Origin of the sequence: Clostridium sp. OF09-36 (genome assembly GCF_003481985.1) — a bacterium.
Taxonomy (GTDB): Bacteria; Bacillota; Clostridia; order Lachnospirales; family Lachnospiraceae; genus Brotaphodocola.
This window is the reverse complement of the sequence record NZ_QUMD01000016.1, coordinates 33873-59781: the sequence shown is the minus strand read 5'-3', so window position 1 is coordinate 59781 and position 25909 is coordinate 33873. Positions and strand designations below refer to the sequence as shown.

General features: G+C 49.9%; 22 protein-coding genes, 5 pseudogenes and 1 riboswitch. Of the genes and pseudogenes, 19 read left to right on the top strand and 8 right to left on the bottom strand.

The window, feature by feature from the left end; translation table 11 throughout:
• Positions 1-104 precede the first annotated feature (104 nt).
• The 8 genes and pseudogenes from nagE (at position 105) to DXA97_RS12785 (ending at position 8229) form a co-directional block, all read left to right on the top strand.
• Positions 105-1561: pseudogene (gene nagE, locus DXA97_RS12825) on the top strand (N-acetylglucosamine-specific PTS transporter subunit IIBC).
• A gap of 211 nt (positions 1562-1772) precedes the next feature.
• Positions 1773-2228: a hypothetical protein gene (locus DXA97_RS12815; protein ID WP_118720501.1), complete on the top strand. Its 456-nt coding sequence runs from the start codon at positions 1773-1775 to the stop codon at positions 2226-2228.
• 242 nt (positions 2229-2470) lie between these two features.
• On the top strand, positions 2471-3988 hold the full coding sequence (gene garD / locus DXA97_RS12810) for a galactarate dehydratase (RefSeq protein ID WP_118720499.1): 1518 nt from the start codon (positions 2471-2473) through the stop codon (positions 3986-3988).
• 189 nt (positions 3989-4177) lie between these two features.
• Complete coding sequence (locus DXA97_RS12805) at positions 4178-4648, top strand: 2-hydroxyacyl-CoA dehydratase family protein (protein ID WP_118720497.1); 471 nt, start codon at positions 4178-4180, stop codon at positions 4646-4648.
• 62 nt (positions 4649-4710) lie between these two features.
• Complete coding sequence (locus tag DXA97_RS12800) at positions 4711-5820, top strand: ABC transporter permease (RefSeq protein WP_347561601.1); 1110 nt, start codon at positions 4711-4713, stop codon at positions 5818-5820.
• The gene (locus tag DXA97_RS12795; RefSeq protein WP_118720495.1) at positions 5813-6586 is read left to right on the top strand and encodes an ABC transporter ATP-binding protein; all 774 of its coding nucleotides are present in this window, start codon (positions 5813-5815) and stop codon (positions 6584-6586) included. Before DXA97_RS12800 ends, DXA97_RS12795 begins: the two co-directional genes overlap by 8 nt.
• 29 nt (positions 6587-6615) lie before the next feature.
• Complete coding sequence (locus tag DXA97_RS12790; protein WP_118720493.1) at positions 6616-7833, top strand: ABC transporter substrate-binding protein; 1218 nt, start codon at positions 6616-6618, stop codon at positions 7831-7833.
• A gap of 48 nt (positions 7834-7881) precedes the next feature.
• Complete coding sequence (locus tag DXA97_RS12785) at positions 7882-8229, top strand: hypothetical protein (RefSeq protein ID WP_118720491.1); 348 nt, start codon at positions 7882-7884, stop codon at positions 8227-8229.
• Here DXA97_RS12785 and sdaAA read toward each other — a convergent pair.
• The 3 genes and pseudogenes from sdaAA to DXA97_RS12770 form a co-directional block, all read right to left on the bottom strand.
• A pseudogene (gene sdaAA, locus DXA97_RS12780) lies at positions 8226-9093 on the bottom strand (L-serine ammonia-lyase, iron-sulfur-dependent, subunit alpha). The gene DXA97_RS12785 and the pseudogene sdaAA overlap by 4 nt on opposite strands.
• A gap of 21 nt (positions 9094-9114) precedes the next feature.
• Positions 9115-9783, bottom strand: coding sequence for an L-serine ammonia-lyase, iron-sulfur-dependent subunit beta (gene sdaAB, locus DXA97_RS12775; protein WP_118720489.1), 669 nt, complete (start codon positions 9781-9783; stop codon positions 9115-9117).
• Between the two features lies 1 nt (position 9784).
• Positions 9785-11005 (bottom strand): dicarboxylate/amino acid:cation symporter, encoded by a 1221-nt coding sequence (locus DXA97_RS12770; RefSeq protein WP_118720487.1) that lies wholly within the window; start codon positions 11003-11005, stop codon positions 9785-9787.
• A 311-nt stretch (positions 11006-11316) separates the two neighbouring features.
• Between DXA97_RS12770 and DXA97_RS12765 the strand changes: the two genes are divergently transcribed.
• The 5 genes and pseudogenes from DXA97_RS12765 (at position 11317) to DXA97_RS21610 (ending at position 15747) form a co-directional block, all read left to right on the top strand.
• Entirely contained in the window at positions 11317-12204 is an 888-nt protein-coding gene (locus DXA97_RS12765) for a LysR family transcriptional regulator (RefSeq protein ID WP_118720485.1), read from the top strand.
• 75 nt (positions 12205-12279) lie between these two features.
• A pseudogene (locus DXA97_RS12760) lies at positions 12280-13574 on the top strand (potassium transporter TrkG).
• A 130-nt stretch (positions 13575-13704) separates the two neighbouring features.
• Entirely contained in the window at positions 13705-14385 is a 681-nt protein-coding gene (locus DXA97_RS12755; RefSeq protein ID WP_118720483.1) for a TrkA family potassium uptake protein, read from the top strand.
• Between the two features lie 15 nt (positions 14386-14400).
• Complete coding sequence (locus DXA97_RS12750; RefSeq protein WP_118720481.1) at positions 14401-15591, top strand: MalY/PatB family protein; 1191 nt, start codon at positions 14401-14403, stop codon at positions 15589-15591.
• Positions 15592-15618: 27 nt separating this feature from the next.
• Positions 15619-15747, top strand: coding sequence for a hypothetical protein (locus DXA97_RS21610; RefSeq protein ID WP_279221168.1), 129 nt, complete (start codon positions 15619-15621; stop codon positions 15745-15747).
• 27 nt (positions 15748-15774) lie between these two features.
• On the opposite strand, the gene DXA97_RS12745 is transcribed toward DXA97_RS21610, so the two are convergent.
• The 5 genes and pseudogenes from DXA97_RS12745 to DXA97_RS12720 all read right to left on the bottom strand — a co-directional run bounded on the left by DXA97_RS12745 (position 15775) and on the right by DXA97_RS12720 (position 19812).
• The gene (locus tag DXA97_RS12745; RefSeq protein ID WP_024404582.1) at positions 15775-17397 is read right to left on the bottom strand and encodes a recombinase family protein; all 1623 of its coding nucleotides are present in this window, start codon (positions 17395-17397) and stop codon (positions 15775-15777) included.
• A gap of 100 nt (positions 17398-17497) precedes the next feature.
• Positions 17498-17692: a hypothetical protein gene (locus DXA97_RS12740; protein WP_015536347.1), complete on the bottom strand. Its 195-nt coding sequence runs from the start codon at positions 17690-17692 to the stop codon at positions 17498-17500.
• A gap of 72 nt (positions 17693-17764) precedes the next feature.
• The gene (mobV, locus tag DXA97_RS12735) at positions 17765-18709 is read right to left on the bottom strand and encodes a MobV family relaxase (protein ID WP_118720479.1); all 945 of its coding nucleotides are present in this window, start codon (positions 18707-18709) and stop codon (positions 17765-17767) included.
• A 184-nt stretch (positions 18710-18893) separates the two neighbouring features.
• Positions 18894-19288, bottom strand: a pseudogene (locus tag DXA97_RS12725) (replication initiator protein A).
• Between the two features lie 111 nt (positions 19289-19399).
• Positions 19400-19812, bottom strand: a pseudogene (locus DXA97_RS12720) (cysteine-rich VLP domain-containing protein).
• Between the two features lie 335 nt (positions 19813-20147).
• Here DXA97_RS12720 and DXA97_RS12715 point away from each other — a divergent pair.
• The 6 genes from DXA97_RS12715 to DXA97_RS22250 all read left to right on the top strand — a co-directional run bounded on the left by DXA97_RS12715 (position 20148) and on the right by DXA97_RS22250 (position 25874).
• The gene (locus DXA97_RS12715; protein ID WP_118720475.1) at positions 20148-20948 is read left to right on the top strand and encodes a helix-turn-helix domain-containing protein; all 801 of its coding nucleotides are present in this window, start codon (positions 20148-20150) and stop codon (positions 20946-20948) included.
• 41 nt (positions 20949-20989) lie between these two features.
• Positions 20990-21604, top strand: a complete 615-nt coding sequence (locus tag DXA97_RS12710; protein WP_118720473.1) for an NUDIX hydrolase — start codon at positions 20990-20992, stop codon at positions 21602-21604.
• Positions 21605-21630: 26 nt separating this feature from the next.
• Positions 21631-22260 carry an HAD family hydrolase gene (locus DXA97_RS12705; RefSeq protein ID WP_118720471.1) on the top strand — a complete coding sequence of 210 codons (630 nt, stop codon included), beginning with the start codon at positions 21631-21633 and terminating at the stop codon, positions 22258-22260.
• Between the two features lie 700 nt (positions 22261-22960).
• Positions 22961-24196, top strand: coding sequence for a Na+/H+ antiporter NhaC family protein (locus DXA97_RS12690; protein WP_118720531.1), 1236 nt, complete (start codon positions 22961-22963; stop codon positions 24194-24196).
• Positions 24197-24333: 137 nt separating this feature from the next.
• Positions 24334-24430, top strand: a riboswitch (purine riboswitch).
• Positions 24431-24591: 161 nt separating this feature from the next.
• Complete coding sequence (locus DXA97_RS22255; RefSeq protein WP_347561599.1) at positions 24592-25218, top strand: amidohydrolase family protein; 627 nt, start codon at positions 24592-24594, stop codon at positions 25216-25218.
• Positions 25218-25874, top strand: a complete 657-nt coding sequence (locus DXA97_RS22250) for an amidohydrolase family protein (RefSeq protein WP_347561598.1) — start codon at positions 25218-25220, stop codon at positions 25872-25874. The genes DXA97_RS22255 and DXA97_RS22250 overlap by 1 nt, the downstream gene beginning before the upstream one ends.
• Positions 25875-25909: the final 35 nt, after the last annotated feature.

Here is a 25909-nt window from a genome sequence, read left to right as displayed (position 1 = left end):
TGCTGTCTGCTTTCGCAAGCAAAAGATGATTTGCAACCATTGGGGAGTGGTTCAAATACAAAAAGAAAAAAGCCGAAAGGCGAAAAAGAAAGGGGTTTTACATTATGATGAAGTTTTTCCAGAGACTGGGCAAAGCTTTGATGCTTCCGGTAGCATGTCTTCCGGTATGTGGTATCCTGATGGGAATCGGATACATTCTGGCACCTGCGGCAATGGCAGGTGAAGTTCAGGGGTTTACTGCGGGTGGCCTTGGCTATTCCATCGGTCTGTTCCTCATTAAGGCAGGCGGTGCCTGATCGACAACATGTCCTGGCTGTTTGCCATCGGTGTGGCAGTTGGGATGGCAGATGATGCGGACGGTACAGCTGGTCTGGCAGGTCTTGTTTCCATGTACATGATCACCACGCTCTTAAGCAGCGGTTCCGTGGCTGGTATTACCGGGCATGAGGCAGCGCCGGCGTTTGGCAAGATCGTGAACCAGTTTGTTGGTATCGTATCCGGTCTGATCGGTGCAACCTGCTATAACAAATACAAAAACGTGAAGCTTCCGGATGCACTGGCATTCTTCAGCGGCAAGCGTGCCGTTGCAATCTTCACCGCGCTGTATTCCATCGTTGCAGCGCTGGTTCTGTTCTTTGTATGGCCGCTGGTTTACGGTGCACTGGTTACCATGGGTGAGGCCTTTATTGGCATGGGCGCTCTGGGCGCGGGCATTTATGCATTCTTCAACCGCCTGCTCATTCCGTTCGGTCTGCATCATGCACTGAATTCCGTATTCTGGTTTGATGTAGCCGAAATCAATGATTTAAGTAATTTCTGGGGCAACACCGGTGTTTACGGACAGACTGGTATGTACATGACCGGATTCTTCCCGTTCATGATGTTTGGTCTTCCGGCAGCATGTATCGCGATGTACCAGACTGCAAAGCCGGGCAAAAAGAAAATGGTTTACGGACTGCTTGCATCTGCAGCATTCTGTTCGTTCTTTACCGGCGTTACCGAGCCGATCGAGTTTTCTTTCATGTTTCTGGCTCCTGGCCTTTACGTCGTACATGCGCTGTTAGCAGGTATCACTGCCGGCATTACCGTTGCACTTCCGATCCGTGCAGGCTTCTCATTCTCAGGCGGTGCAGTTGATATGGTGCTCAGCTCCTTCACTCCGCTGGCAGAGAATCCGTGGATGCTGATCCCGGTTGGTCTGGCGGTTGGTGTTCTCTATTATGTTGTGTTCCGCTTTGTAATTACTAGATTTGATTTAAAGACTCCGGGACGTGAGGATGATGAAACAGAGGAAGCGAAAGTAACCCTGTCCAACAACAACTACACGGAAGTCGCAAAGATTGTTCTGGAAGGTGTTGGCGGTCCGGAGAATGTGGCATCCATCGACAACTGCATTACCAGACTCCGCCTGGAAGTCAAAGACTACACAAAGGTAAATGAAAAAGTCATCAAATCTGCCGGTGTGGCAGGTGTGATACGTCCGAGCAAGACCTCTGTTCAGGTCATCATTGGAACCCAGGTACAGTTTGTGGCAGATGAATTCAAGAAACTTTGCAAGTAAGCAGATCCTCCAGGTTTCCGAAAAGATGGCGATCCAGAAACGACTGCTTTCTGAAAAAGATCGCTTTCCGAAGATAGATACGCGAAAGGGCTTTCCTCTTTATGGGGAAGGCTCTTTTTCTTTCCGGAAAATAAAAAATGCAGCGATCTTTCACAGAAAGGTCATATTTGTCTGTTAGAATCAGGTAGAGTGAAAGAAGAGGGCGATCATTATGAAATTGAAACAGAAAGAATTGAAAAAGACCATGAGAGGAATTTTTGCAGGAGCATGTTTGCTGGCAATCGGAAGTGCAGTTGTTTTTGCAGTGGGTACGGAAACCGAGATGAAAGCTTATGCGGCAGAGTGGCAGCAGGCTGAAAACGGGGACTGGACCTACGCAGAGGACGATGGAAGCTATGCGACGGGCTGGCAGAAGATCGGTGGTGTCTGGTATTATCTGGACCCGGAGAGTGGTGTATGGAACAGTCATCCGGCACTGGATCAGACTTCGGTCTGCTATCTGGTAGAGAATGCAGTAAACAAGAAGGGCTGGTTTAACCGGGAAATTTCAGAAGATGAGATCTTACATTATAACGTAGACAGCTCCAGCCAGTATAAATATACGGTGGTGATCCAGAAGGAAGACCGTCCGGATGAGATCGGAAGCACATTAAAAACCTCGAGGTAGATAAGCGGACTGGGACAGCGAAGGATGTCTCTACAAAAATCGTACTGAACTTATATGAATAAGCAACTGAAAACTTACAAAAACTAAGCTTTTCAAAAAAAGAATTAATTTTACTTATGACATTTCCTGTATTATAATGGGATTATCAACAAGGAGTTAAAGCGCTGGATGTCACGGATGCACAACACAAAAACCGAAATTCTGTACCGTGTGCCAGCGTGAAACGAAGAAGGAGGAAATGTATGGGACGTTTGTATGTCAAGATCAAAGACCAGGATAACGTCGTTGTAGCCGTTCAGGATCTGAAGGCTGGAACCGAAGTTATGGAAGGCCTTGTGACCAATCAGGACATCCCGCAGGCTCACAAGATTGCCCTGTGCGATATTCCGGCAGGCGGCGAGATCATCCGTTACGGTGTTGTTCTCGGCTATGCCATCAACGATATCAAGAAAGGTGACTGGATCAACGAGCATATGCTGGATCTCCCGCAGAGCCCGTCTGTAGACGATATGGAGTACGGCACTAACCTGGTTCCGATGGAGGAGCTTCCGATGCCGACCAGAACCACCTGGATGGGTTACCGTAATGCCGAGGGTCCGGCAGGTACGAGAAACCTTCTGGGAATCGTAACCACCGTTCAGTGTGCGGCTGGCGTATTAAAGGTCGCAGTAGAGCGCATCAAGAAAGAGCTGCTTCCGAAGTATCCGAATGTAGATGGTGTTGTAGCAGTTACCCATCCGTATGGCTGTGGTGTTGCGATCAACGCACCGTTAGCTTACATCCCGATCCGTGCGATCACCAATGTCATCCGGCATCCGAACTTTGGCGGTGAGATCATGGTAGTAGGCCTTGGCTGCGAGAAGCTGACCTATGACCGCGTACTTCCGCCGGAGGATATCACCCCGGAGAACGTTCTGACTCTTCAGGACTATGCTGGTCATGACGCTATGATGAACGCAATCCTTGAAATGGCAGAGAAGAAACTGCAGAAGCTGAACAAGAGAACCCGTGAGGAGCTTCCGCTTAGCGATCTGTTAATTGGTATGCAGTGCGGCGGCAGTGATGCATTCTCCGGTATTTCCGCTAACCCGAGTGCCGGTTATGCAGCAGATATGCTGGTTCGCGGTGGCGCAACCGTAATGTTCAGTGAGGTTACCGAGGTTCGTGACGGCGTACATATGCTTGCAGCACGCTGCCCGGATGCCCATACTCGTGACCGTCTGGCAGAAGAGATGAAATGGTACGACAAGTACCTTGCAGAGGGCGGCGTAGGCCGTGACGCAAACCCGACTCCTGGTAACAAGGCAGGCGGACTTGCAAATATCGTAGAGAAAGCAATGGGAAGTATCGCAAAGAGCGGTACCAGCCAGATCGTGGAAGTACTTTCCCCGGCTCAGAAGCCGACCAAGCACGGCCTGATCTATGCAGCAACCCCGGCCAGCGACATCGTTTGCGGACCGAGCCAGGTTGCAAGTGGTATCGGTCTTCAGGTATTTATGACCGGACGCGGAACCCCGTATGGTCTGGATATCAGCCCGGTTATCAAAGTCTGCAGCCGTAACGAGTTAAAGAACCACTGGTTCGACCTGATCGATATCTCTGCAGGTGACGTAGCTACTGGCGAAAAGACCATCGCAGATGTTGGACAGGAAATCTTCGACATGATCCTGGATGTGGCAAGCGGAATCAAGCAGCCATACAGCGACCAGTACGGATTCCACAACGACATGTGCATCTTCAACCCGGCACCGATAACCTGATCCTGCCGTCAAAACAGAATCTGTATCAAATTCAGAGAGAACTGCTCCATCGTGGGCAGTTCTTTTTTTTTCTAATTTATTTAAAAATCAAATAAATCATGGAGATATATTGATAGATACAATTTCTCATTCCGGGAAATTTATGTTACATTTTATTGAGAATAAATGAGAAAACATGGGTAAAAAGGTATGGGGTATCATCTTCCAGAGCAGTTTGCGGGAAAAAAGAGAATTCTGGTCACAGGCTGTCCCATTGGCGGTGTTCTTCAGAAAACCGTAAAGACCATGGAAGAGAGCGATGCAGTTGTGGTCTGCTTTGAAAATTGCAGCGGAATCAAGGCGGCATTTCAGATGGTAGATACGGAAGCGGAAGATATCGTGGAGGCCATCGCTGCCCGGTATTTAGAAATCGGCTGTTCGGTCATGACTCCGAACACAAAACGGATCGGGCTGATCGAACGGCTGATCCGGGAATACCAGATCGACGGGATCGTGGAGATTGATCTGCAGGCCTGCACGCCGTACACGGTGGAAGCTTATACGATCCGGCAGCTTGCAAAGGAAAAGCATGTGCCGTATCTGGCGATTGAAACAGATTATTCCCAGAATGACAGCGGCCAGCTGGCAACGCGTATTGAGGCGTTTCTGGAACTATTATAGTGAGGAGGACTGTGTGCGCATGCATGAACAGTCGTGTTACAAAAGTTGCAGGGTGGAAAAACATGGAGAAGAAAAAGAATGTAATTTTGTCAGGCTGCAGAACGGAAGAAGATAATTTTTCCAGACAGGAACAGAGGAAAATGGCAGACTTGACCCGTCAGGAACTAAAAGATCTGGAAGCGAAAGAAAAAACAGAGCTGGAAAAGGCGTTTGATATCCTGATCCAGTGTCTGCCCAATGTTTGCGGACTGCTTGCAATCCTGGAATATCTGCTGATCCCGGACAACAGCACCAACCGGAATCCGAACACCTATCTTGGATTTCTGGTGCTGCTGATCCTGGTTTACGATATCTGTGGAATCGCTGCAGCATGGAAGCGCAGATCAGGCGATAAAAAAATGTCTGAGCGGTTCCGGTACCGGGCACCGCTCTGGTCGGCTTTATTTCTTTTATTTACCGGATATGATTATCTGACGTTGAAAACCGGGATCCTGACTCAGCCGTTTGTTCCCTGTATCAACTTTATCCTGAATGCTGCGTGGATCGACCGGGCCATGATCCTGGACTGCACGGTGCATACCCTGGGACTTTTGTTCCTGGGATATTTTTCCGGTGTAGCGCTTGGGCTTGTAACTGGAATTGTCTGCGGGTATTCCCGGAAAGCCCGCTACTGGATCGATCCGGTGATTAAATTTTTGGGACCGATCCCAACCTCAACGTGGATCCCGATCATGATGGTCATTGCCTCCTCGTTGTTTGGCGGAGCGGTGTTCATCATCGCGCTGGGATCGTGGTTTGCGGTAACGGTTGCGACCATGAACGGCATAGCCAATGTAGACCGCGATTATTTTGACGCGGCGAGGACGCTTGGGGCAAGCGAGCGCAGGCTGATCTTTGGCGTGGCGATCCCGCATGCCATGCCATCGATCCTTTCGGGCTGTACCCAGGCTATGAGCAGCTCCTGCACCGCGATCATGATCGCTGAAATGCTGGGAGTAAAGTCAGGACTTGGCTGGTATATGAACTGGAGCAAGTCCTGGGCCAGCTACGATAAGATGTTTGCAGCGTTGTTTGTGATCTGCTTCATCTTTACCGTAGTCACCAAGGTATTAGACCGGATCAAACGCCATGTGCTCAGATGGCAGAATGGAGCGGAAAAGAATTATGGATGATCGCAGTAACGTTGTGCTGAAGCTGAATGGAGTATCCAAAAGCTTCGCAAAGGTAGAACAGGATGAAGTAACCCATGCGCTGGATCATGTAGATCTGGAGATGGAAAGCGGGGAGTTTATCAGTCTGGTAGGACCATCCGGGTGCGGAAAATCAACAGTGCTGCGTCTGGTGGCGGGACTGATCCGGCCGACGCTCGGAAGCGTAACCGTGAATGAAAACGAGGTAGACGGACCATCCCCGCAGCGGGGCATGGTGTTTCAGAAGTCGACGCTGTTTCCGTGGCTCACCGTAGAGAAAAACATTGCGTTCCCACTGAAAGCACAGGGGAAATTGAAAGAAAATGAGGATAAGGTGGAACACATGCTGGATGTGATCGGCCTGCGGCATTTCCGCAATGATTACCCGGGACAGCTTTCCGGAGGCATGGCGCAGCGCGTGGCGCTGGTGCGGACGCTCATCAGCCAGCCGCAGATTTTGCTTCTGGATGAACCATTGGGCGCGCTGGATGCGTTTACCCGCATGAACATGCAGGATGAGATTTTGTCTATGTGGCGGGAAAAGAGGCAGCTTGCATTGATGGTAACCCACGATGTGGATGAGGCGATTTACATGGGAACCCGTGTCATTGTCATGGATGCAAACCCGGGACGGATCATCGCGGATATCAGGATCGAAGAAGATTTCCCGCGAAACCGTTCTTCGCAAGGCTTTATCGCGTACCGGAACATGATTTTAAACCGGCTTCATTTTGCCGGTGAGAAATAGATCATTTTTTTATTAAAGGAGAAGATATTATGAAAACAAACAGATCACTTGCATTATTTTTGTCCCTTTCCATGGGACTGTCTCTGACTGCATGCGGAGGGGCAAAGCAGGCTGAGGAGACGAAGGCAACGGAGAAAGAGCAGCTTGCCGGAGATTTGAATAACGATGGACAGATCGAGATGGGCCAGGACGGTGTTGAGGTTGAGGTCAATGTGTCGGATGTTCATATGAATGCGGCAGATGCCTTTGCAGCAGGAAAATGGGAAGCACTGTTTACCCCGGTAGATATGGAAGGCCGTGCGATCGACATGGCAGACTTTGACCTGACTCCGACTGAGGAAGAGAAAAAAGCCATGGAGAGCGAACCGGCATATGGTGAGCCGGTCCTGTATTACATGTCTGACGGATGTACCTCCGGCCCGACCGTGGCAGATGACCTTGGTTACTATGCAGAGGCAGGACTGACCGCAGAAGGCTTCAAAGGCAATTCCTACATTGAGGCACTGGGAATCCGCCAGGCAACCGTAGCAGTCGGCCATATCGCTACCATGATCGTTCCAATCACCAACAATGTGGATCTTACTTTCGTTGGAGGCGCACATATCGGCTGTAAATCTCTCTACGCACTGGCAGACAGCCCGTACAATACAACCGAAGATTTAAAGGGAACCCAGATTTCCGTACCGAACGGAATCGGTGCTTCTGACTACAACATCACTTCGATCCTGCTGGATGCAGATGGCATTGATCCGCTGAGCGATGTGACCCTGACCCAGGTTTCTTCCGATGCCTGCGTGGCAGCTATGGAGCGCGGTGAGATTTCCGCAGCCCTGTTAAGTGATACATTTGCGTATGCCATGATGAAAGAGGGAAAGTTAAAATGCATCCGTTCCCTGCAGGATGAGGATTTCGCAGGAGATGCCTGCTGTGTGATTGCTATGAACCGCACGTTTGTACAGGAGAATCCGATCATCGCAAAGAAGATCACCCAGGCAATCCAGAAAGCACATTCCTGGATGCGTGAAAATCCGGACGAGGCAACCAAACTGCTTCTTGACCGCGGCTGGAACGGCGGCGATTTTGACATGAACGTCATGATCAACAATGCCCTGCAGTTTGGTCTTTCCGATGAGTGCACTGGTGCATCTTTGAAGAAAATCATTGAGAAGTATGTCCGTCTTGGCCTGATCACTTCCACCGATGATGTGGAGGAAATCTACGGACTGGCATGGACCCCGGTTCTGTAGGTTTATCCGGGAAAACAAGAAGGATTGAAACAGGATAGGAATTTGCATATGACATATTTTACAGGCATCGATATCGGTTCTACTTCTGCCAAAACGATCGTCATGGATGACAAACAGAATATCTGCTTACGCATGCTCCAGCCTACAGGCTGGAGCTGCGTCGATACGGCCGGTGAAATCTTACGGAAGCTGGAAGCGGAAGGCATAAAACGGGAAAGCATGAAGATCGTAGCCACCGGCTACGGGAGAGCCGCGGGAGAACATTGCCTACGCCGTGGTGGATTCCATCGTAAACAAGGTAGCAGCACAGGCCGGAAAGCTTTCAATCGGAACGGGCACAGTCTGTCTGACAGGAGGACTGTGCGGAATTACGTTAACGATATTGTTTATTTTTAGCTGCACATATGACATGCCGCGCATGCGGACGGTGCCGTCGCGCATCCGCCCATGGCGGTTTCGCGCAGTTCTGCCGGAAGGCGTTTGCCTACGGTGTACATGGTTTCTAACATTTCATCGAACGGGATGAGCTGGGAGAGTCCGGCCAGGGACATCTCGGCTGCGATCAGGCGTTTGCCACACCGGCTGCGTTGCGGTTCTGGCACGGGTATTCGACCAGACCGCCGACCGGGTCACAGACAAGTCCCAGCATATTCATCAGAACGATGGTGGCAGCATCGAGGCACTGCTTCGGACTACCGCCGAACAGCTCTACGGCAGCGGAAGCAGCATGGCGGATGCAATGCCGACCTCGGCCTGACAGCCGCCGACTGCTCCGGCTACGGTTGCGTTACGCATCGCCAGATAACCGATCGCACCGGCATTGAACAGTGCTTTGACCAGGTCTTCATCGGAAAAGTGATGACATTCCTGAAGTGATAACAGCATGCCCGGAACTACTCCGGCAGAACCTGCGGTTGGGGCAGCTACGATCAGACCCATGGAAGCATTGGTTTCCAGAACAGCTACCGCGCAGGTGATGGCTTTTTCCAGCACTTCACCCAGGATGTTGCGGCTTGCAGCCTGGTGTGCGGCAAGCTTTCCTGCTTCGCCGCCGATAAGGCCGCCCATGGAGCGCACCGGTGTCTTGATCGGGGTGCGGGCAGATTCTTTCATGATTTCCAGGGCGCGGGCCATACGGCTAAGCGCCTCTTCTTCTGGCATCTCGCCTTCGGTTATTTCCCGGTTCAGCATGATCCTGGAAATCGGAAGGTTCTGTTTCTGACATAATTCTAAAAGTTCTTTTGCGTTTTTAAAATCCATGATCTTGTCACTCTCCCTTCCTTAAATCTGTACGATCATCACATCGTGTACGTTTGCATTTTCTTTTAAGCTTTCTGCTACATCTTCCGGAAGTGTTCCGTCGGATTCTACGATGGTGTAGGCAGTGTGCCCCTTTGCTTCACGGAACAGGCGCATGAAAGCAATGTTGACACCGCGGTCGCTTAAGACTTTGGTGATGTGGGCAACTACTCCTGGTTTATCCTGCTGGACAACAATGACAGCGCTGTATTCGCCGGTAAAGTCTATCGAAACACCGTTGATGCGGACAATGCGCACCTTGCCACCGCCAAGAGACTCTCCGCGGATCGTCATGGTCTGTCCGTTTTTGTTTGTCATGGAGATGTCCACAGTGTTCGGATGGATCTCGGTTTCCGTCTCATTCGGGGTGAAGGTGTAGGACAGACCACTTTCCTGCGCAATCTCAAACGAATTGCGGATGCGCATATCGTCGGTGGAAAAGCCCATGATGCCGCCGAGGAGCGCACGGTCGGTTCCATGTCCGTGATAGGTCTTGGCGAAGGAGCCGTACAGGGTGAAATCAGCCCGGATGACGTTTCCACCGATCATTTTCTGGGCGAGGAAACCGATGCGGGCAGCGCCTGCCGTGTGAGAACTGGAGGGACCGATCATGTTCGGTCCAAGTACATCGAAAACACTGATAAATGACATGTTAAGCCTCCTGAGTTTCTTTTATGATAAATTTGCGATAAATTGTATCTACAATTACGCCGATGGCATTGTCACCGGAAACATTGCAGGCAGTTCCGAAGGAATCCTGTGTGATGTAAAGCGCAACCATGATCGCGCAGATCGGGCCGTTCGGGTCTCCGGCTGTGGTGCCGAATACCATGTAGAGGAACGGCAGTGCGGTCATGATGGAGCCGCCCGGTGCACCTGGGGAAGCAACCATGGCAACGCCCAGGGTCATGATGAACGGAACAACGGTAGCAAGGCTGATCGGCAGCTGGTTCATCAGGCAGACTGCGGTAGCGCAGGCTGTGATGGTGATCATGGAACCGGCCATATGGATGTTTGCGCAAAGCGGAACGACAAAGTTACGGATCTGCTCGCAGACGCCATCGTTGGCTGCGCACTGTAAGTTAACCGGAATGGTCGCTGCGGAAGACTGGGTTCCCAGTGCAGTTGCATAACCCGGAAACTGGTTTTTAATCAGGGTCAGCGGGTTCTTCTTGCTGATGGTTCCTGCAATGATAAACTGGATGGTAATGCAGATCAAATGCATGGCAATGACAACCAGGAATACCTTCCAGAGGATGCCGAGGATTGCAAAGGTTTTTCCGGAAATGGTCATATCCGTGAAGGTACCGCAGATGTAGAGCGGCAGCAGCGGGATGATGACATTGTGAAGGACTTTATCAATAATAGAAGAAAAATCCTTGATTGCATTGTAAAGGGTATCTCCGATCTCCTTGCCGCGCATGGAAGACAGGCAGAGTCCTAAAACAAAGGCAAGCACAACTGCGGACAGAGTGTCCATGACTGGCTGGATGGTGATGATAAAGTACGGAGACAGGGATACTTCTGCGGTAGCAGCGATCTGGTCTAATGCATCTGCGCTCATAAAGCTCGGGAACAGGTTTTCTGCAACCAGGAAGGATGCGGAGCCTGCGATCAGGGTAGAGCTGTATGCAAGGGCAACGGTGATCAGAAGCAGTTTTCCGGCGCCCTGTGACAGGTCTGCGATACCCATGGTTACATAAGCCAGGATCATGAGCGGGATGATAAATTTTAAGAAGTTACTGAAAAAGCCAGACAGTGTTACGACCAGGCGGCAGAAGCCCTCCGGCAGAAACTGTCCGAATAAGATACCGATGATGATTGCCAGGATCAGCTTCGGTACCAGCCCCATTTTAAATTTCTTTTTTTCCATTTGTAAATTCCCTCCAAAAACAAAAATGTGAATCGTTTGGAAATCTGCTGTTTGTGGCTGTCTGCGTGCTGGGCAGACAACTGCGCTTGGTGCAGATTTCAGAAAAATGGCGATTGACGTCTTCGCAGGGGCATTATATCATGGTAATATGAATGAATCAAATTCATAGTTTTCATAATGGTATTGAAAATTTTTCAATCATAGATTGTGAAAGAAGATATAAAATAATGTGCTTTTCGCAACGATTATACTGCAAAAATGTAGAGAGTTCGTGAAATTTTTGATAAAACAAAAGAAAAGAGGTGTGAAGTATGGAATTGCGCCAGTTTCAGACCTTTGTGCAGGCGGCGCAGCTGCAGAGCTTTTCCAGGGCGGCGCAGCAGCTTGGCTATTCCCAGTCGGCAGTGACGGTCCAGATCCGCCTGCTGGAGAAGGAGCTGGGGACCAGGCTCTTTGACCGGATGGGAAAGCAGGTGATCCTGACTGCACAGGGAAGAAAATTTCTGGAGCATGCGAACCGGGTTTTGTACGAGGTGAGCCGTACCCGGCTTTCCATGCATGAAGATGAAGAATTAAAGAATCCACTGCATATCGGGACGATCGAGTCCATCTGCACGGCTAAATTTCCGGCAATCGTCAGTCAATTCCGGAAACTGCATCCGCAGGTGCGATTCCAGATCACCGTTGGGACTCCGGAGGAACTGATCCGCATGATGGAGCAGGATCTTCTGGATATAATCTACATTCTGGACGCACCCAGATGGAATGAAAACTGGGTGAAGGCCATGGAGCAGGCAGAGCCGGTTGTGTTTGTGGCATCGCCGGGATTTTTAGAGAGTCATGGACTTTTGGGAAGAAAAAATCTGGATGATGTTTTGCAGGAACCGTTTTTCCTGACCGAGAAAAATGCCAACTACCGCCAGGCGCTGGACATGCACTTAGCGGGCTGCCACCGCGCACTGTCCCCGGTTTTAGAGATCAGTGACACGGCATTTATCATTCAGATGCTGGAACAGGGACACGGGCTTTCGTTTCTTCCGCTGTTTGCCGTGCAGCAGCAGATCCGGGACGGAAAGCTGGCCGTGATTGAGGTAGAGCAGGTAGAAATTTCCATGTACCGGCAGATCTTTTATCACAAAAATAAATTTAAAACCCGGGAAATGGAGGCGTTTATTGCGTTTGCATCGGAAGAACTGTGATAAATTTTGCCCACGGTTTCGATAGAGTATGATATAATGCCTAAGAAAACGCGCGGAAGTGAGGTGAGTAAAATCATGAATTTTCTAAAAAAGCAGTCCCCGGTGCGGATCATCTCCATGGGCTTTGCCTGGTGATCTTGATCGGCTCTATCCTGTTAAGTCTGCCCTGCAGCATTCAGGATGGGGTTACGGTGCGTTACATTGACGCACTTTATATGTCAACAAGTGCGGTTTGTGTGACCGGACTTCTGACCGTGGATGCGGGAGATACATTTACGCCGTTGGGACAGTTCTTTCTTGGACTTTTGATCCAGATCGGCGGACTGGGGGTTACCGCTGTGGGAACCGGTGTGATCCTGGCGATGGGAAAGAAAATCAATTTAAAGGCCAGAAACCTGATCCGGGAGGCTTCGAACCTGGATTCCGGAAAAGGGGTGGTCCGGTTTGTGCGGATGGTGCTGTTTACGACAGTGACCTTTGAGCTGATTGGGGCGGCTCTAAGCTTTCTGGTGTTTTCCAGAAGCTATTCCCCGCTTCATGCAGCAGGGATCAGCCTGTTTCATTCGGTGGCGGCGTTTAACAACTCCGGCTTTGACATTCTGGGAAACATGCAGAACCTGATCCCATATCAGGATGACGTATTTTTAAACCTGGTGACCTGTGCGCTGATCATATTTGGCGGAATCGGCTTTTTGGTGATCCGCGAGGTGATCGACAAGCGGTTCCGGTGGAAAAAGTTTTCCATGCATACCAAGGTGGTCTTAAGCATGAGTCTGGTCCTGACTGTGGCAGGAACCGTGCTTTTGAAGCTGACCGAGGACATTACCTGGATGGGGGCCTTCTTTACCAGTGTCTCCGCAAGAACGGCCGGTTTTTCAACGTTCCCGCTTGGGTCATTTTCGAATGCCGGACTGCTGACGGTGATCGTGCTGATGGTGATCGGTGCTTCTCCGGGATCCACGGGAGGCGGAATCAAGACGACGACGGCGTTTGTGCTGTTTCAGGGCATTAAGTCCTCGGCAACCAACACATCGGAGAAGGCATTCCGCTATGCGGTACCGGCCGATGCGTTCCGCAAGGCAGCAGTGATTACGCTGCTGGCACTTGGCATTGTGCTGACCGGAACGTATATCCTGGTAATTTTGGAGCCGGGAGTCCCGTTTATGGATGCGCTGTTTGAGATCAGCAGTGCGTTTGGAACGGCAGGACTTTCTACCGGAATCTCGCCGGGACTTTGTGACGCGGCAAAAATCTTAACGATCCTGATTATGTTTATCGGAAGGCTGGGACCGCTGACAATCGCATCGTTATGGTATTTTACGAAGGGCGAGCGGGTCAGCTATCCGGAAGGAAATATCGCGATCGGATGACCAGAGCGGAATTTGGCGATGTTGGGCAAACGGGTTATTGATTCTGCTGTCCTGATGTTGTGGAATGGAAATATGGAAGGACAGGTGGCACGAAACGGTGCGCCTGTCAGAAGAAAGGGTGCAAGAAGCTATGTTTAAAAAGAAGAGTAATGGGAAAAACACCTATGGCATCATTGGTCTTGGCCGGTTTGGACATGCGCTGGCGCTGGAGCTGGCAGCAGCCGGGGCAGACCTGGTCGTGCTGGACCGCGAAGAAGAAAAGGTGCGGGAGCTGCGGGAGTATACAGAGAATGCGTATGTCGTTCACGCGCTGGATAAGAAAACACTTTCGGAAACCGGAATCCAGAACTGTGACGTTGCGGTAGTCTGCATCGGTGAGCAGCTGGATATTTCCATTCTGACTACGCTGAATCTGGTCAGTCTTGGCGTGCCGACCGTCATTTCCAAGGCAGCCAGTGCGGAGCACGGTGAGATCCTGGAGAAGATCGGAGCCCAGGTGGTGTATCCAGAGCGCGATATGGCAGTGCGTCTGGCGCACCGGCTGGAGGCAGTCCGCATGCTGGACTTCATCCAGTTAAGTGAAAAATTAAACATCTCCAAGATGATCATGCCGGAGCGGATCGTAGGAAAAACCGTTCTGGAGGCGAATCTGCGCGGACGCTTTGGGGTCAACATTATTGCGGTGGAAAGCGAAGGCAGGCTGATCGAGACCATCACGCCGGATTATGCATTCAAGAAGGGCGATATCGCATACATTTCCGGAAGCAAGGACGGATTAAATAAGCTGAGCGACTGGAACGGGAAGGCGTAGTAGGAGGATAAGAACATGGGAAATAAATACAATTTCGATGAAGTGGTTGACCGGACCGGGAGCAGCTGCTTAAAATATGATTTTGGCATGCAGAGAAAAGGGCGCACAGACCTTCTCCCGCTCTGGGTCGCAGATATGGATTTTAAGCTTCCAGAGGAGATTCTGGCAGATTTTCATGCGCGGATCGGTCACGGGATTTTTGGTTATACCGATCCGGATCAGGAATATTATGATGCACTGGATCACTGGTTTTTTACCCGTCATGGATATCATGTAGACCCGGCAATGGTTACCGTGGGCTGCGGCGTGGTGTATGGACTTGCAACGGGCGTCAAGGCATTTACCAAAGAGGGCGATGCGATTCTGATCCAGCAGCCGGTGTACTACCCGTTCCGCGAGGTGATCGTGGACAATGGCAGAATTTTTGTGAACAACCGGCTTCATTATGAAAATGGAAGATACACCATTGACTTTGAAGATTTTGAGCGGCAGATCGTGGAGCATGGAGCAAAGGTATTTCTCCTGTGCAACCCGCATAACCCGGTAGGAAGAGTGTGGAGCCGGGAAGAACTGGAGCGCATGGGCGATATCTGTCTGCGCCACCATGTCATCATGATGGACGATGAGATCCACTGTGATTTTGTTTATCCGGGACATCATTTTACCAGTTTTATGACGCTGGATGAGAAGTATCAGGACAATCTGGTGCTTTACACCTCACCAAGCAAAACCTTCAACGTGGCAGGATTCCAGCCAGCTAACATCATCATCAAAAACCCGGAGCTTCGCGCCGCTTACCGGAAGGCCAATGCGGCAGCCGGTTACAGTCAGGGCAATATCATGGGCCAGGTTGCCGTAAAATCTGTGTATACAAAGGGCGCACAGTGGGTCGATGAGCTGCTTGCGTACATTACCGGAAACATGGAATATATGCGGGATTTTGTGAAGACAAACTTTCCGAAAGCACACTTTGTAGAGCCAGAGGGCACCTATCTGACCTGGGTGGACTTTTCCGGGTATGGATTTACCGACGAGGAGCTGGAGCATCTGATGGTAGACGAAGCGAAGCTCTGGCTGGACTGCGGCAAGGTCTTCGGACCAGCTACTGCGCAGTTTGAGCGCTTTAACCTGGCATGTCCGCGTGCCACGATCGTGAAGGCCATGGAGCAGCTGAAAGCCGCTATGGATGCGCATGTGAAGTGGTAATAAAAGAAACAGAAAGAGAGACTAGTTATGGAACAGAAGAAAAAGAATCTTGGCGCGGCGGCGTTTCTTCCGCTTGTGCTGTTTTTAGCCACTTACATTGGATGTGGAATTACGTTTTCCATTTTAGGATGGGAGAGTCCCGTTTCCCTTAGTTAAAGATATTGTTGGGTATCTCAAGATGTGTCATTCGATTTTGCCGATAAAGCGGTAGAAGATTTCCACTTCCTGTTCCCGGCTTCCGTCCTCACTTTTGACCGCTTCATGGACAAGGATTTTTTCAATCAGCGTATTCAGAAGTTCAGCCGTCAATTCTGTGGGATTGACATACTGTTTCATCAGACCTATCCACTTTTCAGCGTCAACCGCTGTCTGGGCGGCGACCTCCATCGCTTCGTGAAGCCGTTCAATTTTTGCGTCCAATTCTCGCTGTTCGCCCTGATACTTTTCGGACAGCATATTGAAATTGTATTCTGTAATGCGTCCGGCAGACCAGTCCTCATACATTTTTGCAAACAGGGTGTCTACTTCTGCTTTGCGCTTTTCCGCCTTTTTCAGTTCGGCTGTCTGCCGCTTCCTTGCAGTATTGCGTTCCTTGTCGCTGGCGTTAAGTAGCCGTTTCAGAAGTTTGTCCCCATCCTGCTGTGCCAGCACAGACCAGTATTGCAGACGGGAAAGGACATAGGCGTAAAGCACATCATAGCGGATATAGTGCATGGAACACTGGTGCAATCCTTGCCCGTACTTGCTACAATGGTAGTGGGCATAGGGATTTTTGTTCTGGCTGTTCATACCATAGGCCAGCGACCAGCCGCAGTCCGCACATTTTACCAGCCCGGAAAATATCTGTGTTGTGCCGTTCTTCTGCCGTCTGCGCCTGTTGCAAATCTGCTCCTGTACTTGACGGAACACATCTTCGGAAATAATCGCTTCGTGGGTGTTCTCCACACGATACCATTCCTCTTTTGGCTTGCGTACTTTCTTCTTGTTTTTGAATGAAATATTGGTCTGCTTATTGTGGACGCTGTGTCCGATATAGGTTTCCTCTTTCAGAATACTTTTCACCTGCGCTATCGTCCACGCATAGGCTTTTTCCTCCGGCGCTCCGGCATAGATATTTGCGAAAGTGCCGTATCTCTGGAAATTCAGCCAGCCGGGAGTAGGTACTTTTTCTTCGACCAAAATCCGTGTAATGCTGGCGGCTCCCCGGCCATGAACGGCAAGGTCAAAAATCTTTTCGATAATCCACCTTGTTTCCGGGTCAATCAGAAGATGGCCTTTCTTATCTGGGTCTTTGACATAGCCAAGCGGAGCATAGGCTCCATAGTGTGCGCCATTTGCGAACCGTGTCCGCATGGCCGCCTTTACCTTTTTGCTGGTCTGGCGGGCGTGCATTTCATTCAGAATGTTGAGGAATGGGGCAAGCTCATTCTCTCCGTTGATGGTGTCCACATTGTCATTGACAGCGATATAGCGGACGCCTTTGCTGGGAAAGTAGATTTCCGTGTACTGGCCGGTCAGAATGTAGTTTCTGCCTAAGCGGGATAAATCCTTCGTAACAACGCAGTTGATTTTCCCGTCCTCAATGTCATCAATCATTCTCTGAAAATCCGGCCTGTCAAAGTTCGTTCCAGACCATCCATCGTCGATATATTCATCTATGACATTCAGGCCATGCTCGGCGGCATATTGCCGGAGCATCATGCGTTGTGTCTGAATACTCCCGCTTTCTCCTTGCAGTTCATCGTCCCGGCTCAATCTCATATAAAGCGCCGTGTTGTAAATCGTAGTATTGTAAGGTTGTTTCACCGTTAAAAATCCTCCTTCTAAAGAAACAACCCACGCTTACAATACTTTTGCTCTATGGCAATTATATCATAAGCGTGGGCGTGTTATCAATGATGGGCTATCAGGTTGAAGCGGCTTTTTCTGCGGTATGCCGCACCACATCTACAATCAGATCACCAAGGGGCTTCCCGCCTGCGGCGAAGTGTTCGGAGATTTTTATACGGTTGTTCCCACATACAAAATACTGCGTGCCGTTCTCTGTTTGTATGACCTGCCCTGTCCGGGGCGTAAAAATATCGCTTTCGCTTTTTGCCATCCAGTGTCCTCCATATTCAGTTTTCAAGGTACAATGCCGCACAGGGGCGGCGAAAATTTCTGCTTATATCTATCACCTGTCCTTTGTCGTGTACCGTTGTTGCCGTTTCACCTGCGCCAGCACTTCCGGCGGGATATGGTCAACGAAATTGCGGAGATTGTGTAATTCGCTTTCCAGCGTTGCCCGTTCCATGCGGTCTTTCATCTTGCCTTGCTCACTGGCCTTTGCCCTTGCTTCCAGCTTTTTGTTTTCTTCCAGCAGGTCATTGATTGTGACCTTGTACTTTTTCAGTTGCCCGGAGAAGTTCTCCATCTGCGGGAACCACTTTTTCAGCATGGAGAGGGCTTCCTCTTTTTTCTTTCCGGCGTTCAATGGGTTAATGCCGTCAAGGGCGGCTTCAATAGCTCTGGCCTGTTTGGAGAGGGAAACCGCCTGTTTGAAAAGCCGGGTGGGGATATGCTTCCGGCCTGTCTTGCTGGCACTTTCCCCACGCTCCAAGTCAGGATATTTCTCCACCATATAGGCGTGAAAATCGTCCTGCCACTTCGTCAGGTTTGCCCGGTTGCCGATAATCTCCTTTGCACACAGGCGGTTGTCCTTTGTCAGCGGAACAAAGGTCAAATGCAGGTGGGGCGTTTTCTCGTCCATGTGTACCACCGCCGACACGATATTTTCCCGTCCTACCCGGCCAATGAGGAAGTCCGCCGCCCTTTGGAAGAACGCCTGTATCTCCTTTGGGGATTTCCCCTTGAAAAACTCCGGGCTGGCGGTTATCAGCGTATCGACAAACCGTGTACTGTCTTTCCTTGTCCGGCATCCGGCCTGCTCGATACGGCTCTGAATGAAGTGGTAATAGCGTCCCGACCGCTTGACGATATGGAAATTGTATTTGCTTCGGCTTGTGTCAATGTCGGGGTTACTGGCGTATTGTTCTTTCTGTCTTTCGTGATGGGCTTCCAGCGGCCTTGCCGGGTTGCCCTTGTGCTTCTCAAACCGCAAAATTGCGTGTTGTGCCATTCTGCTCCTTTCCCCATTCCTTTCCTATCCGGGGGGGGTCCACAAGGAAAATCCCGCCGGAATTATCTCTGATACGATAGGAATGGAATGGATATAAATAAATCATTTTAATCTTTGTATTTCTATATACCGTCCGGTTTTCGTACTTCTCAGGAGTGATTTCCGTACTTCATGGGTACGGTTTTCAGCCCTCCGGCGTACCAGAACGGGATTTCTTGAAGTCGGTGTTTGGAACCGCTTCATAGGATTTTGGGAAAATGCGGTTGGGTTTTCCACAGCCCTGTTTCTGGATTTCCACCAGTCCGGCATATTGCAGTTCCCGCAGGTGTTTACCGCTTTTTGCCGCCCACAGTGGAGTAGGTCAACCACCTCGCAGATGGGATAGTACAGATAAATCCGCCCGTACTCGTCCGCCCACCCATTCTTGCGGGATAACTCTGTCCGGCGCAGGATAAAGGCGTACAGAACCTTTGCCTCGCTGGACAGGGGCTTGAATGTAGGGGCTTCAAAGAGGAAATTCGGGAGCCGGGTGAAGCTGAACGCCTGTTCCGGCTGGTGAATGTAAATCGTATTTGTCATAGTTCGTTTTGTGGACGGTTAGAAGCCCGTTTTCCAGGGCGGGCGATATTTTATACCACCTGCCCCGGTTTGGGGCTTGCGAAGCCTGATAAATCAAGGCTTTTTCCGCTCCTAACTGTCCACAGCAGACCTCCTTTTCCGTTCACTTTCTGTTTTCTGCCGCCTGTGAACTTTGGCGGTGCAGTCCGGGCAGTATTTCCCCCGGTTGGAGCGTGGGACGAAAGCAGCCCCGCAGACCGCACAGCGTTTCATGTCCTTATCCCGGAAAATCTCCGCTTCCAGCGTCCCGTCCAGCGGCAAGACCGCCCAGCGGAACCACTTACAGCAGACCGAGAAAGAAACTGTCTGCGGGCAGGTGCAGGTGTCCCCATCGTCAAGGGCGATACAGTTACCACCCTCACAGTTGCAGCATTCCCGGCGAATGAGGCAGTTGCCCGTTTCCTCTGCGCCGGGGTCATGCGGTAAAGGGAACCGTCCGGTCTGCGTTCCAGCGGCGGCAAGCGTTTGTATGGATTTTCTATCATGCGTCCCTCCATTTTTCGCTTTTGCCGTTCTTCCCGAAAAGGCTTCCTGCCCCATTTCTGCGGCGTGTTCCGGCATTGGCACGCTCCCCACAACTTCGGGACATTTTGTCCCGAAGTCCGGCTCCTTGCGGTGCTTCCCTGGCCGGGGTATTCCTTTTCGGACGGTCATTCTGTTTTCAAGGTGCTGTCCATCGATGAACTACCCTAAGTCTACACGAAAAAAATGCAATTCCCGGAATATTGCGAGAATTGCACTTTGATGAAGTTTACACTTTGGAAATTGCATTTTTGCAATCATTCTGTATAATGGAAGTATGCGGAGGAGGTGCGTATTTATGGCTTTACCCGGAACACCCGGACAGCGGATTTCCGATTTATGCAACGGGAATCACATCACACAAAAGGAACTTGCGGAGAAGATAGGCGTTTCCGCTTCCCAGTTGAGCCGCATTGTCAGCGGCGAAACAAGAACGGTCAGCAGTGATATTCTCATAGGTGTGGCAAAGGAATTTAAGGTATCGACAGACTACATACTGGGCTTGTCTACCGTGAGCGTCCGTAAAAGCTACGATATTTCTGAATTAGGCTTGTCAGAGGGAGCCGTGAGGGGGCTTGTGACGGGTGCTGTTGATGTGCAAATCCTCAATCGCCTGTTGGAACACAGGAATTTTTCCAAGCTGATAGATTTGATACGGATTTATTTTCAGGACACGGCGGCAAAGGGCATAACAGCAAGAAACCAGCTTATCGAGATAGCAACGGCTTCCCTGTCCGACCTGATGAAAGAATACCCGGAACACCGGGCGGAAGCAAAGCAGGATTTACAGCTTTTGAACGCCCAAAAGATGGGGGAACATGAAGCAGAGATTGAGAAAATCAAAAATGTGTTCCTCGCTATCCTGCGGGATATTAAGAAAGACATTGACAACGGGGAACAGCCGGGAGAAGCTGTGACCGCCACTATGTTCCAAGCCATGCAGGACGCACTGGCGGAGCAGAAACAAAACCCGCTTTCCATTGATGATGTAACGGCGATGATAACCGGACAGATCGGCCAGCTTGCACCGATGGATGAAGAAACTTCCGACTTGTTTCAAAAGTTGTTAAAGAAAGTGATGGAGCAAAAAAATGACTGATATTTTGTCAAAGAAAATCACAGTAGCAGGGGAGGATAACCATGAAAGAACAATGGCTTGAATGGGCAATAGAATTACAGAGTCTTGCACAAGCAGGATTGACCTATGGGAAAGATATTTTTGATAGAGAACGCTATGAAAGAATACGGGAAATTTCTGCTGAGATAATGGCATATAAGACAGATATACCCGTTCAAAAAGTGAAAGACCTTTTCTGTAATGAAACAGGATACCAGACGCCAAAACTTGATACCAGAGCCGCTATTTTTCAAAATGGAAAAATTCTTCTTGTTAAAGAAAATAGCGGAAAATGGTCACTTCCCGGGGGGTGGGTTGATGTAAATGTGTCTGTCAAAGAAAATACTATTAAGGAAGTCAAAGAAGAAGCGGGTTTAGATGTAACTGCTGATAAAGTGATTGCAATTCAAGACCGCTCTAAACATAACTTTCCAGTATATGCTTATGGCGTATGTAAAATATTTGTACTTTGCACCATTATCGGAGGTGCGTTCAAAAAAAATATAGAAACTACGGGCTTTGCATATTTTTCAGAAAATGAACTGCCGGAACTAGCCACAGAAAAGAATAATGAAGAGCAAGTAAAAATGTGTTTTGAAGCATATCGAACCAAAAACTGGTCAACTCTTTTTGATTAGACCGAGGGAAAAGGAGGAACAATTCTATGGGTTATAAGCAGATTGTTTTTGATGTAGACGGAACTCTGATTGATACAGAATATGCCGTCATTCATTCTTTGCAAGATACTATAAGAGCAATAAACGGAAAGATAATCTCCGATAAAGAATTAACATTTGCTTTAGGAATCACCGGCGAAAATGCTTTGCAGCGTTTGGGAGTGAGCGACATAGCGTCAGCACTATCCATGTGGGACAAGAACATGGAAAAATACAGGGACACAATTACTGTATTTCACGGAATAAAGGAATTGCTTGAGGCTATTTCGGAATTAAAATTAGGCATAGGCATTGTTACCTCTAAAACCCATGAAGAATTTAGAAGCGATTTTCAGAAATTTGATATATCATCTTACTTTGAAACCGTAGTCTGTGCTGATGATACGCTACAACACAAACCAGAACCAGACCCGCTGTTGAAATACATGGAATGGACAAAATGTCAAGCAAATGAGTTACTGTACATTGGCGATAGTATCTACGACATGCAGTGCGCTAAACATGCAAATGTAAACTTTGGATTAGCAAAATGGGGTGCTGGAAATAGAGTGAATGCTCAAAAATCATTCTGTACGCCTTTTGATTTAGCCAAAAGTCTTGCTTCAACAAAAAGCTAATACTTGATACAAGCAAATAGCAAAGCCAGCCGATCCAGTCAACGGTCAAGATGAACGGCGCATTTCATGCGCCGCCGTTGACAGTCCCGCCTGTCTTTGCTGATGGGCAATCAAGGCGGGAAAGCCCTAAAATGGCTTCCCGCCCATTTCAATTTTTAGAAAAGAAACGCTCCAAAATCAGAAAGAGGCGGCCAAGCACTTTGGGGGATTGGCCGCCTTGTCCACCCATTTAGCGGGACGGCGGGCGGCGGTCAAGGCCGGGTGTAAATCCGTTCATTTCAGCCTTGACAGTTGCCCGCTGTCCTGCTACTTTTCCGGGAGTGTGGTCACAACTTCGGGACACTTTGTCCACAAGTCGGAGCGTAGGACGAGGGACGGGGGCTTTCATATACGCCCAGTCTGCTGTTGAAACCAGACCTGTGCTTACGGCTCTACGCCACGCAAGCACAGCCCTGTTTTCCTGCCGCTTCAAATGCCCTTGCCCTCCCCGGCGGCAACGGCATTTTCACGGCAACGCCGACAGAGCGTATAACACACTACACTTTGCTTCGCAAAGTCGTGTGCCAAAAGGGGGCGTTGCCCCCTTTGGAAACCCCCACAAGAAAAGGCGGTACGCTACCCCTCCACGGGGCGCATACCGCCTTTTCTTGTTATCCAGCCCTCCGGCTGTATCGGTTGAGCAAAAGTCAGCGTGGGATTGATGTGGTATCTTTATCTAAGTGAACCCCCGTTTGGCTATTTCCCGCGCCATGTGGCATTGTTTGTCGGAATCGCGTCTGCACTTCTTCTGGCGCGTGATGTGAAGGTATCAGAAAAGATTGACATTCTGACCGAAGGAATGGGAAGAAGCGGCGTTATGATGATCGTGCTGATCTATCTGATGGCAGGCGGCTTCCAGGGCGGGGCAGCAGCCATTGGCGGAAAATCTTCCGTCATCAATCTGTGCCTACATTACATTCCGGTGCGCTTTCTGGTTCCGGGCGTGTTTCTGATGTGCTGCTTTATCTCCACCTCGATCGGAACATCCATGGGAACCATTGCAGCCATGGCACCGGTTGCCATTGGTGTTGCAGAAGGAGCAGGACTGAACCCGGCAATCGTCTGTGCGGCAGTCATCGGCGGTTCTTACTTCGGAGATAACCTTTCCATAATCTCTGACACGACGATTGCAGCAGCAGAAGGTTGCGGTTCCCAGATGAAGGATAAGTTCTGCATGAACTTCTTTATTGCATTGCCTGCTGCAATTGCTTCGATCATCTTTTATGCAGTGGCAGGTGGTGTGGGAGGCGGAAATATCGAAGCCGGTGCTTACGACATTTTCCAGATTTTGCCGTATCTGGTGGTGCTTGCTTCCGCACTGATGGGAATCAACGTTGTAATCGTGTTATTTATTGGAATCCTTATGACCTTTGTGGTTGGTCTGCTTCAGGGAACTGCAGGATTTTTTGACATTGCCATGGCAGTAGGCGATGGCATGGCCGATATGTTCAGCATCAGCATCGTGGCAATTTTAGTATCCGGAATCATTGCGCTGGTGCGTTACTACGGCGGCATCGAGTGGATGATCGATACCATTACCAAACACATGAAAAACCGCAAACAGGCGGAATATGGCATTGGCTTCTTGTCCGGTATTCTTTCTGCGGCACTGGTCAATAACACGATCGCGATTATCGTCAGCTGTCCGATCGCGAAGGAGATTGGTTCCAAATTTAAGATCGCGCCGAAGCGCCTGGCGAGTCTGGTTGATATTTTTGCCTGCGCGTTTCTGGCGGTTATGCCGCACGACGGCGGTATGCTGATCACATCGGAAATGGCGAAGATCTCCCCGCTTTCCATTTTCCCGTATTCCGTGTATCCGTTCTTTTTGGTGATCGCAGCCTGCGTAACCATTCAGATCGGACTTTTGCGGACGGCAGAAGAAAAGCAGGATTAACGCTGGCAGCAGATTTGTTACTGTTCATGCATGCGTGCCCAGCAACGGGATTTTGCCGAATCTGGAATGCAGATTGACTTTATGCACAGGATATGTTAAGGTTGTACTGTAATACATACAAAACAGATTATAACAATTTCATAAACGGGTAACGTGATTGTATATCCTGGAGATGGGTCCAGAGTCTCTACCAACTACCGTAAAGAGTTGACTACATAGTTACATGAACCGGCGAAGCCGGTGCGTCCATGCGGCTGTGTATTGCTTTTGAAGATCGATGAGAGTTCCGCGTGAGCGGAGCTCTTTTTATATGATAGGAACTTGCGCCCTATGAAACAAAAACTGCTCCGTGGAGATGTGCACTCGGCGAAGCGGCAAGAGGGAGGAAGAATGCTATGAATGGAAAACGAATATTCGCCCTGAAAGGAAATCTCATTTACACAAAAGAGATCGGCACGATAGAGATTGCCATGCAGCATTATCTGGTCTGCGAAGACGGAAAGGTTGAGGGAATCTACGCAGCTCTCCCGGAAAAATTCCGGGAAATACCAGTAGAGGACTTTGGTGAAAGGCTGATCATCCCCGGTCTTACCGATCTGCATGTCCATGCACCCCAGTACTCATTTCGGGGAATGAGCATGGATCTGGAACTTTTGGAATGGCTGGAGACGAACACCTTCCCGGAGGAGAGCAAGTACCAGGATCTGGAATATGCAGAGAAATCCTACCGCATTTTTACAGACCATATAAGGCGCAGTGCCACTACAAGAGTCTGCGCATTTGCCACGATCCACAACGAGGCAACCCTGCTTCTGATGGATCAGCTCGAGGAGGCCGGGATTGCAGCTATGGTGGGCAAGGTGAATATGGACCGCAATAGTCCGGATTACTTGCGTGAAGCATCTGCAAAGGAAGCGGCTGAGGCGACAAAGGCATGGCTTCGGGCGGTGGCAGAGAGGCATTACGGCCATGTGCAGCCGATTCTGACTCCCCGTTTTATTCCAAGCTGCAGTGACGACTGATGGAACTTTTACATGGCATCCAGAAAGAGAGCGGACTTCCGGTGCAGTCGCATTTGTCTGAGAACCAGGAAGAAATTGCCTGGGTACAGAGGCTTTGCCCCTGGTCAAAGTTTTATGGGGATGCCTACGAACATTTTGGCATGTTTGGCGGAGCGTGCCGCACGATCATGGCGCATTGTGTTCACTCTGGTGAAGAAGAAATTCAGCGGATGAAGGCAAATGGTGTGTTTATTGCACATTGTCCGGAGTCGAATACCAACCTTTCTTCCGGGGTCGCGCCGGTACGCCGCTACCTGGAGGAGCAGATTCCGGTGGGACTTGGCAGCGATGTGGCGGGAGGCAGTACGGAAAATATGTTTGTGGCCATGCGCCATGCGATTCAGGATAGCAAGCTGCGCTGGCGCCTGACCGACCAGACGTTAAAGCCACTGACGCTGGAGGAAGTATTTTATCTGGCGACGAAGGGAGGAGGTTCCTTCTTTGGTCAGGTGGGAAGCTTTGAACCGGGGTATGAATTGGATGCGGTAGTGCTGGACGATGCAAGACTTGAACATCCGCAGCCGCTTAGTATCCGGCAGCGTCTGGAACGGATCGTTTATCTGGGGGATGAACGAGAGGTTCTATCCAAATATGCTGCCGGTCAGCGGATTTTGTAAAGCAGAAAGAAAAATCTCATTGCTGGCACGCATGC

Excerpts from the sequence above, each read along its gene's own strand:
- DXA97_RS12815 (WP_118720501.1), top strand. The coding sequence starts at position 1,773 with ATGAAATTGAAACAGAAAGAATTGAAAAAGACCATGAGAGGAATTTTT.
- garD (WP_118720499.1), top strand. The coding sequence starts at position 2,471 with ATGGGACGTTTGTATGTCAAGATCAAAGACCAGGATAACGTCGTTGTA.
- DXA97_RS12805 (WP_118720497.1), top strand. The coding sequence starts at position 4,178 with ATGGGGTATCATCTTCCAGAGCAGTTTGCGGGAAAAAAGAGAATTCTG.
- DXA97_RS12800 (WP_347561601.1), top strand. The coding sequence starts at position 4,711 with ATGGAGAAGAAAAAGAATGTAATTTTGTCAGGCTGCAGAACGGAAGAA.
- DXA97_RS12795 (WP_118720495.1), top strand. The coding sequence starts at position 5,813 with ATGGATGATCGCAGTAACGTTGTGCTGAAGCTGAATGGAGTATCCAAA.
- DXA97_RS12790 (WP_118720493.1), top strand. The coding sequence starts at position 6,616 with ATGAAAACAAACAGATCACTTGCATTATTTTTGTCCCTTTCCATGGGA.
- DXA97_RS12785 (WP_118720491.1), top strand. The coding sequence starts at position 7,882 with ATGACATATTTTACAGGCATCGATATCGGTTCTACTTCTGCCAAAACG.
- sdaAB (WP_118720489.1), bottom strand. The coding sequence starts at position 9,783 with ATGTCATTTATCAGTGTTTTCGATGTACTTGGACCGAACATGATCGGT.
- DXA97_RS12770 (WP_118720487.1), bottom strand. The coding sequence starts at position 11,005 with ATGGAAAAAAAGAAATTTAAAATGGGGCTGGTACCGAAGCTGATCCTG.
- DXA97_RS12765 (WP_118720485.1), top strand. The coding sequence starts at position 11,317 with ATGGAATTGCGCCAGTTTCAGACCTTTGTGCAGGCGGCGCAGCTGCAG.
- DXA97_RS12755 (WP_118720483.1), top strand. The coding sequence starts at position 13,705 with ATGTTTAAAAAGAAGAGTAATGGGAAAAACACCTATGGCATCATTGGT.
- DXA97_RS12750 (WP_118720481.1), top strand. The coding sequence starts at position 14,401 with ATGGGAAATAAATACAATTTCGATGAAGTGGTTGACCGGACCGGGAGC.
- DXA97_RS21610 (WP_279221168.1), top strand. The coding sequence starts at position 15,619 with ATGGAACAGAAGAAAAAGAATCTTGGCGCGGCGGCGTTTCTTCCGCTT.
- DXA97_RS12740 (WP_015536347.1), bottom strand. The coding sequence starts at position 17,692 with ATGGCAAAAAGCGAAAGCGATATTTTTACGCCCCGGACAGGGCAGGTC.
- mobV (WP_118720479.1), bottom strand. The coding sequence starts at position 18,709 with ATGGCACAACACGCAATTTTGCGGTTTGAGAAGCACAAGGGCAACCCG.
- DXA97_RS12715 (WP_118720475.1), top strand. The coding sequence starts at position 20,148 with ATGGCTTTACCCGGAACACCCGGACAGCGGATTTCCGATTTATGCAAC.
- DXA97_RS12710 (WP_118720473.1), top strand. The coding sequence starts at position 20,990 with ATGAAAGAACAATGGCTTGAATGGGCAATAGAATTACAGAGTCTTGCA.
- DXA97_RS12705 (WP_118720471.1), top strand. The coding sequence starts at position 21,631 with ATGGGTTATAAGCAGATTGTTTTTGATGTAGACGGAACTCTGATTGAT.
- DXA97_RS12690 (WP_118720531.1), top strand. The coding sequence starts at position 22,961 with ATGTGGTATCTTTATCTAAGTGAACCCCCGTTTGGCTATTTCCCGCGC.
- DXA97_RS22255 (WP_347561599.1), top strand. The coding sequence starts at position 24,592 with ATGAATGGAAAACGAATATTCGCCCTGAAAGGAAATCTCATTTACACA.
- DXA97_RS22250 (WP_347561598.1), top strand. The coding sequence starts at position 25,218 with ATGGAACTTTTACATGGCATCCAGAAAGAGAGCGGACTTCCGGTGCAG.